The following is a 6,943-nucleotide window of genomic DNA, read 5'->3' as shown; positions in this document are numbered from 1 at the left end:
CAAAAGGCGCACGGCGTGAGGAGCCATTGCAATACATGTTCGCTCTATTTACGACCTAGGACGATCTTACCCCTTTTTGTTTATTATCTAAGCAATGAGCGGAACCGCCGTTATCATTTAAGCCTTTTGAGCGCTCTTCTCAAAAGGCGCACGGCGTGAGGAGCCATTGCAATACATGTTCGCTCTATTTACGACCTAGGACGATCTTACCCCTTTTGTTTATAATCTAAGCAATGAGCGGAACCGTTGCCATTGGGGTGAGAAGTGTCTCACACCTTAAAGCCCGCTATGAGTGGTTTTCTCAATCCACGGGCGCGCAACGTGCGGAGCCATTGCCGCTTCCTCGATGGACTTTTTCAGTGCCCTTGATCTTCTCCTTTTTGTTTTCCATCTACTTTTTTATTTCTTAACACAATGATCGAATTGCAGTCTTAAGCTGGTTAGTAAAATACCTATTTAATCATTATCAGCGAATGTCTCATTTTTTTTATATTATTCACGCCCATTTCTCTTGAAACTGGGCGTTTTGCTTCTTTTTTTTGATTATTCAACATATGATAAAGCAACCATAACCTTAGCAATGCGAAGCTGTCAAAGGAGTGTGTGTCAATAATGATGAGAGATTCGTTTGTTGAAGTGGAGTTTTCCGATGTCTATATTGAATTATCTAAACCAGCCTTACACCAGTTTATTAAAAGAATGATGAGCCAACATTACTCTCTCTTTTGGCGTTATGATGCGAAAACAATTTATCTTATGATCGAACTAGAGGATTCCTTACATGAGCTCCCTTTTACCCGAAATACAGAATTTCTCACTCTATCTGCTGACAGTCTTCATGTATATGATGATGTGTTAGCAAGTGCGCTTGAGAAGCTGCTGCAACATGAAAAAGGCAATGGCATTGTAAAACGTTCCACCGAAGGCCCCCTCTATATTACTTCATACCAATCCGGTGATATTGAGTCGATGATCGAAATTGATGGGAGTGAAAAGGTCATGATGAACCGAAATGGATCGATGATTCAGTACAAAGATGATGGGAAGTCACTTGAGCCACGTACGATATATAATATGATGAATCTTGAAATTGATTATGTCCTAATGGAGCTACACGAAGCTCTTCTCGATTCAGACGACTGGTTAATTGAATCACACAAAAAGAAGCTAAAGAAACTATTATCACGTCGCGAACAAGTGGAACAACTTCTCTAACAACCTTACAAAATGCATCTGTATTCGTTGCACTCATTACTTGCAACGAAAATGCAAGCACATTACGTCGTGCTTGCATTTTTTCGGGCCCACCATTTCTAGTTGCCTCTAAGCTCGCTTTTCCTCATACTCATTACTTACATCCATTATTCTTAAATAAGTGACATCACTTGTCAAAATTTTACTGAATCCTTTACAATCTAAATGATATAATTGTAGATCCCGCTTTTAATAATTGCTCTTGTAATGAATAGAAAGGAAGAAAAGGAATGTCAACAACAACTTTAACTACTCAAAGATCAGCCTTCAGCAAAGGATTATTGGCTGGATCTAGTATTGCCCTAGGGTACTTCCCGGCTGCTCTAACGTTTGGATTATTAGCTAAAAGTACAGGGTTAACTTTAATTGAAACAGTAGCCATGAGTTTATTCGTTTACGCTGGTGCTGCTCAATATATGGCGCTAAATTTAATCGCAATAGGGACAGGCGCATTTGAAATCATTTTCACTACTTTTATTGTAAATATACGCCATCTCCTTATGAGTGCTTCTGTACGTGAACGTGTAGAAAATGACCATCCAATTGTGAAAGCTCTTTACTCTTTTGGAATTACTGACGAGGTATTTGCAGTAACAACGACACAAGAAGGACATGTAAAAACCGGTTTTGTCGTGGGAGTAGCAACGATTGCATACATAAGCTGGGTAATTAATTCTGGCATCGGGTATTTTGTTGGTACGGTATTACCAGAAACATTGCAACAAAGTATGGGAATAGCCTTATACGCTATGTTTATTGCATTGCTTATGCCCTCTATAAAAAAACATCAGAAAGTTATCGTACTAGCTGGTAGCGCCGCAGTATGTAACAGCATCTTTTCCCTCTTCATGCCGAATGGTTGGTCTATTATCATTGCCACTTTACTTGTCTCAGCAGGAATTGAATTATTCCATCGTAAAGGAGGGCACAAAACATGAACATGACAAACTTATTGATCATTGCTGGTATGGCTCTTGTTACGTATATTCCGCGCATGCTCCCACTTGTATTTATGAATATTGAAAAAATCCCTGCGTGGTTTCAAGCAATCTTACGTAATGTACCCTATGCAGCTCTAGGCGCGCTAATATTTCCTGGTATTTTATCTGTTCATGAAAATATATGGTATGGAATTATTGGAAGCATTACCGCTATCATTGTGGCCTATATTGGTGCAAATTTGATTGTCGTAGTTATGAGTAGCATCGTCGTACTAATGCTACTCTCCATATTTGTATAATCATCTAAAAAGGTGACTCTAAAGGTATGCAAAGTCAGGCTGCATCCTTTCTTGAGTCACCTTTTTTGTCTTATGTAGAGGAAATCGCACTCACTGTACTTTGAGATTATTTCACTGTTCGCTTTTCTTCTTCTCTTTAAAACGATACAATGAAAGAATGGAATTTTTCGCAAAAGAGGTGAGACTTTTGACCAATAGCTCGCTTTTTCAAGAAGAGTCAGAACTGTATCGTGTATTAGAACAAGATGTTGCCCACACGTATAAATTGATTACTTCCTCAAGATACGTGAACAATCGAAACCTTGAGCAAGTTTCAAATGACGCAAAAAAACGGGTAGCAAATTTAACTAGTGATAACCCATGGCAAGACCTCTTGACATACATGAGAGGGATTTATTTACTTTCTAGACGTACGAATCAATATGAAGAGTTCGATCGTCGTTTCTCGTACTTCTACCAATCGTTAAGTCATGACATCTTGGAGTATATTACTGAATTAGATTCAGACCAAGAACGCCAATTCTTAAGTAAACTGCTTGACCTTATGATTGATGAGCCAAAAGCAACACATGCCCCTTGGCCATCACTCCTTTTCAAATTGCTCTTGCAAATGCCGAGAGAGCAGATCGACTATGTGTATCAACAGTTTCTATCGAAATCGATTACAGCTACTGATAGTTCGCGTAATTTCGCACTTACTTGTAGCTATATCGCATTATTAGCCGGTAAAGAAGTAACATCTTTAGCAATCCTTCAAAAGCATGGAGACTTTTTTCATGAACAAGATGTAGCATCACACTTTCAATTATTAAAAACTCGTGGCCGTTGGCGTACGATGAAACAATGGTTCAGTGTATTATTTCCGAAAAAGAAGACTGGCCATTATGGATCCCTTCAAAAATATGCAGATGAAATGAACACTGCATTACCGATGAGTTCAAAAGAACAGGAATCAATTTGGCAAAGATGGTTAATGTCACCAAGCTTCAACCGATTTCAAACGTATGTTCAACATCTGTCAAGTGAACAGAAACATGATCTTATCGAAGACTTACTACCAAAACTTGAACAACGCCTACATCAATTGGATGTTGCAAAGACTTACGAAAAAATATTGCTTACGTTTGAAAAACACGAACAAGCCGTTCGTTATCTTTTAAAAAATGAACGTGACCCCCTTAAATTACGAGAAGAGAAGGTTGAATTATTACAAGCCATAAAAAAGGTCAACCCTATACTAGCACGCCCAATTTATCATCAATATATTGTGCGACTCGTTGAAAAGAAGTCAAGAATTCATTATGAACAGGCTGCAGCCTACTTAAAAGAATTGCAATCTTTATATGAAAGCAAAGAAGATCAAATGATATTTATGGACTATGTAAGAAGGTTGAAGAAACTGTACCGAACTTACAGAGCATTCATTGAGGAGTTGAAACATATTGGACTCTAAGATCATCATCCATGGCGGTTGGCTAGAAGAATCTTTCTTTATTTGGGGTGAACGAGCACCAACCTCTCGCTTCGACCAAATAGTTAATTTCCAATATCCTTTTTTATATTCGCCATTTGAACTAAAGCTTACCTTATTTCAATCTGATCAGACGTCGTTCTACGGAACATTTATTCAAAACGACAAAGCAGTCATTGATGTACCTATTCATTCAAGAGTCTACGCTTCAATGGCAGGTGAAATGACGGTTTATCAAGCACAGGAAAACATGACCCAATACTCATTTCCGCTTGAAGGGCTTGTTTTTGACATCGACTCAGTTATTACGTACTTGCCCTATTTCCAAAAATGGCATGAAGAAAGCGAACTAGAACTTGCTCCAGACCTAATCATGTGGTTAAAGCTCTTTCACAGTATTCAAGAATATATAATAAAAGGTGCATTTTCTCCCACTTCATCTGGGGAGTGGCAACTAGATCAATTTCCTTATGAAAAATGGCTAGAGATGATTCCATTATCAGGTAGGTGTATTCGCCCAAATACGAGCTATATACAAAAAGAAACGTCCGGTATCACAACAGTACAAAAATTACAAGAGATCGGGACATTACTATCTGATGCGATGATTCGGTCGCTATTGCATGAACCAGCTGTATCGTCTGCATATACAGAATGGCAGCAATCCATTAATGAGAAATGGTTGCCATTCGTAAACAACCTATCAAAAAATGGAAAATTAACTACTGAATTATCAACAACTGTATTTCAGCAACAAATAGGTGTTGTACAAACAAAACCTTTTATCTCAAGCTTAGCCCTGCAAGAGCCGACAACTAAAGATGGTGAATGGCAGGTTTCCCTTTGTATGGTTGATCGGAAACGCCCTTCGATCATGGTTGAGATGGATCAGTTAGAAAAGGGTGAACACCCTTGGCGCGAGAACCCGATTGCCCAGTTGAAAATCGATTTACAAAAAGCAAAAGAAATGGTAGACATTTTAAAGCCTTTGCGGTTATCTGCACCAACGTTATCATTGAGCCCAGAACAAGCATATGAATTATTTACAACCGTTGACCATTCACTTGAACAAATCGGATTTCATTTAATTGTGCCTAAATGGATGACTGAGAGGAAAAAGCCGCGTGTCAAATTAAAGATTCAACCCCCTGAGGGGGGTGTAGCAACGAGTGAGCCTTTATTAGATTGGCAAAGTGTTGCATCTTTCACTTACGACATTGCTCTAGGTGATAACTCAATTAGCAAAAGAGATTTTCAGGAATTCGTCGACGGTCAACGTCCCTTTCTTTATGCCAATGGCGAATGGATGTCTTGGGACCGCTCATTAGCGAATAAGCTCTTACAATACTTAGAAGGAGCAGAAAGTAGCGCATCTTTCTTAGAAACATGGAAATTAGATCAGCTTGACGAAGACGGTGACTCTGAATTAAATGATGACGTCGAATGGGATGTTTCGTGGGGAAAGGAACTAACCACCTCTCTCAAAGAGCTTTATAAAACGTCCCCTTCACTTATTCAAATTCCTACAGAATTAAACGGGCAACTTCGCCACTACCAACACGAAGGAGTTTCATGGCTAGCTCATCTAAGAAGAACTGGATTTGGCGGTTGTTTAGCTGATGATATGGGATTAGGTAAATCGATACAAACGATAGCTTACCTTCTTTATGTCTTAAACACTCAACAAAAAGAAGGTATTACGCACTCCCCATTCTTACTGATTTGTCCCACTTCACTCCTTTACAACTGGGTGAATGAATGCGAACAGTTCGCCCCTTCTCTTCGTGTATTTGTCCATCACGGGCCTACCCGTCTTGATGAAAAACAATTACATGATGGAAAATGGGATTTTGTCATTACCTCTTATCAATTGGCCGTCAGAGACGCCGAACTTTTCCAACAAACGACTTGGAATGGTCTGATCTTGGACGAGGCACAACACATTAAAAATGTTGAAACAAAACAACGCCGTGTTATGAAAAAAATGAAAGCGACTCATCGAATTGCCTTAACAGGAACTCCAATTGAAAATCGTCTTCGCGAACTTTGGTCATTACTTGATGTCCTAAATCCTACCTACTTAGGGTCTTACCATGATTTTCAAATGACTTTCATGAAACCGATTGAACGCGATCAAGATAAAGAGCAGCTGCAAAATCTTCAAAAGCTGATTCATCCTATCATTCTTAGACGTAAAAAGTCAGACCAGTCTCTGCAGTTAGGACTACCGAAAAAAGAAGAAAAAGTACATTATGTTCATTTGTCCGTTGAACAAGCAGCGCTCTACCAAGCTGTTGTAGATGACATTGTCACTAAATTAGATGAAGTAACAGCATTTGAACGAAGAGCACTGATCTTACGAAGTCTAACGAAGCTCAAACAGATTTGTAATCATCCTGCTCATTTCCTCAAAGAACGTTCTCTAGAAGAACACGAGTCAGGCAAGTGGGACGCCTTACTCACGTTAGCAAATGACCTTTATGCTAAAAAAGAAAAGATTCTTATCTTCTCTCAGTATAAAGAGATGGGTGGATTACTGACCAAAGCACTTGAAAAACGTTTTGGGCAAACAGTTCCTTTTTTACACGGAAGCTTAACAAGAACGAAACGCCAAGAGACAATTCAAGCTTTTCAAACTGATGAAAATATTAACTTTTTTGTCCTCTCCTTAAAAGCGGGTGGCGTAGGTCTTAACTTAACAGCAGCAACCAATGTGGTTCATTATGATCGCTGGTGGAATCCTGCTGTTGAAAATCAAGCAACAGACCGAGCTTACCGCATAGGCCAAACAAAAGATGTTACTGTCCATAAACTCGTAACGACTGGAACTTTAGAAGAACGGATTGACCGCATGCTATTGCAGAAGCAAGCTTTAGCCGATCAAATTCTTGCTGCAGGTGAACAACGAGTAACAGAATTAACGAACGAAGAAATAATTGAGCTCATACAATTAACCATTCCAACACGAAAGGAGTAAC

At 39.1% G+C, this 6,943-nt stretch carries 5 protein-coding genes; all 5 read left to right on the top strand.

Annotation, left to right across the window (positions count from 1 at the left end; all coding sequences use genetic code 11):
- Positions 1–612 precede the first annotated feature (612 nt).
- The 5 genes from SLH51_RS22035 (at position 613) to SLH51_RS22015 (ending at position 6,942) form a co-directional block, all read left to right on the top strand.
- A complete protein-coding gene (locus tag SLH51_RS22035) occupies positions 613–1,215 on the top strand; it encodes a hypothetical protein (protein ID WP_335963702.1) in 603 nt (200 codons plus the stop codon).
- 269 nt (positions 1,216–1,484) lie between these two features.
- Entirely contained in the window at positions 1,485–2,192 is a 708-nt protein-coding gene (locus SLH51_RS22030; RefSeq protein ID WP_335963701.1) for an AzlC family ABC transporter permease, read from the top strand.
- Positions 2,189–2,494, top strand: coding sequence for an AzlD domain-containing protein (locus SLH51_RS22025; RefSeq protein ID WP_335963700.1), 306 nt, complete (start codon positions 2,189–2,191; stop codon positions 2,492–2,494). The genes SLH51_RS22030 and SLH51_RS22025 overlap by 4 nt, the downstream gene beginning before the upstream one ends.
- Before the next feature lie 187 nt (positions 2,495–2,681).
- Entirely contained in the window at positions 2,682–3,947 is a 1,266-nt protein-coding gene (locus SLH51_RS22020) for a hypothetical protein (RefSeq protein ID WP_335963699.1), read from the top strand.
- Positions 3,937–6,942 (top strand): DEAD/DEAH box helicase, encoded by a 3,006-nt coding sequence (locus SLH51_RS22015; protein WP_335963698.1) that lies wholly within the window; start codon positions 3,937–3,939, stop codon positions 6,940–6,942. Before SLH51_RS22020 ends, SLH51_RS22015 begins: the two co-directional genes overlap by 11 nt.
- Position 6,943: the final 1 nt, after the last annotated feature.

Origin of the sequence: Halalkalibacter kiskunsagensis, assembly GCF_037027555.1 — a bacterium.
Classification (GTDB): domain Bacteria; phylum Bacillota; class Bacilli; order Bacillales; family Bacillaceae_D; genus Halalkalibacter; species Halalkalibacter kiskunsagensis.
Note: the sequence above shows the minus strand (reverse complement) of the source record. Positions and strands in the feature narration are given on the sequence as shown.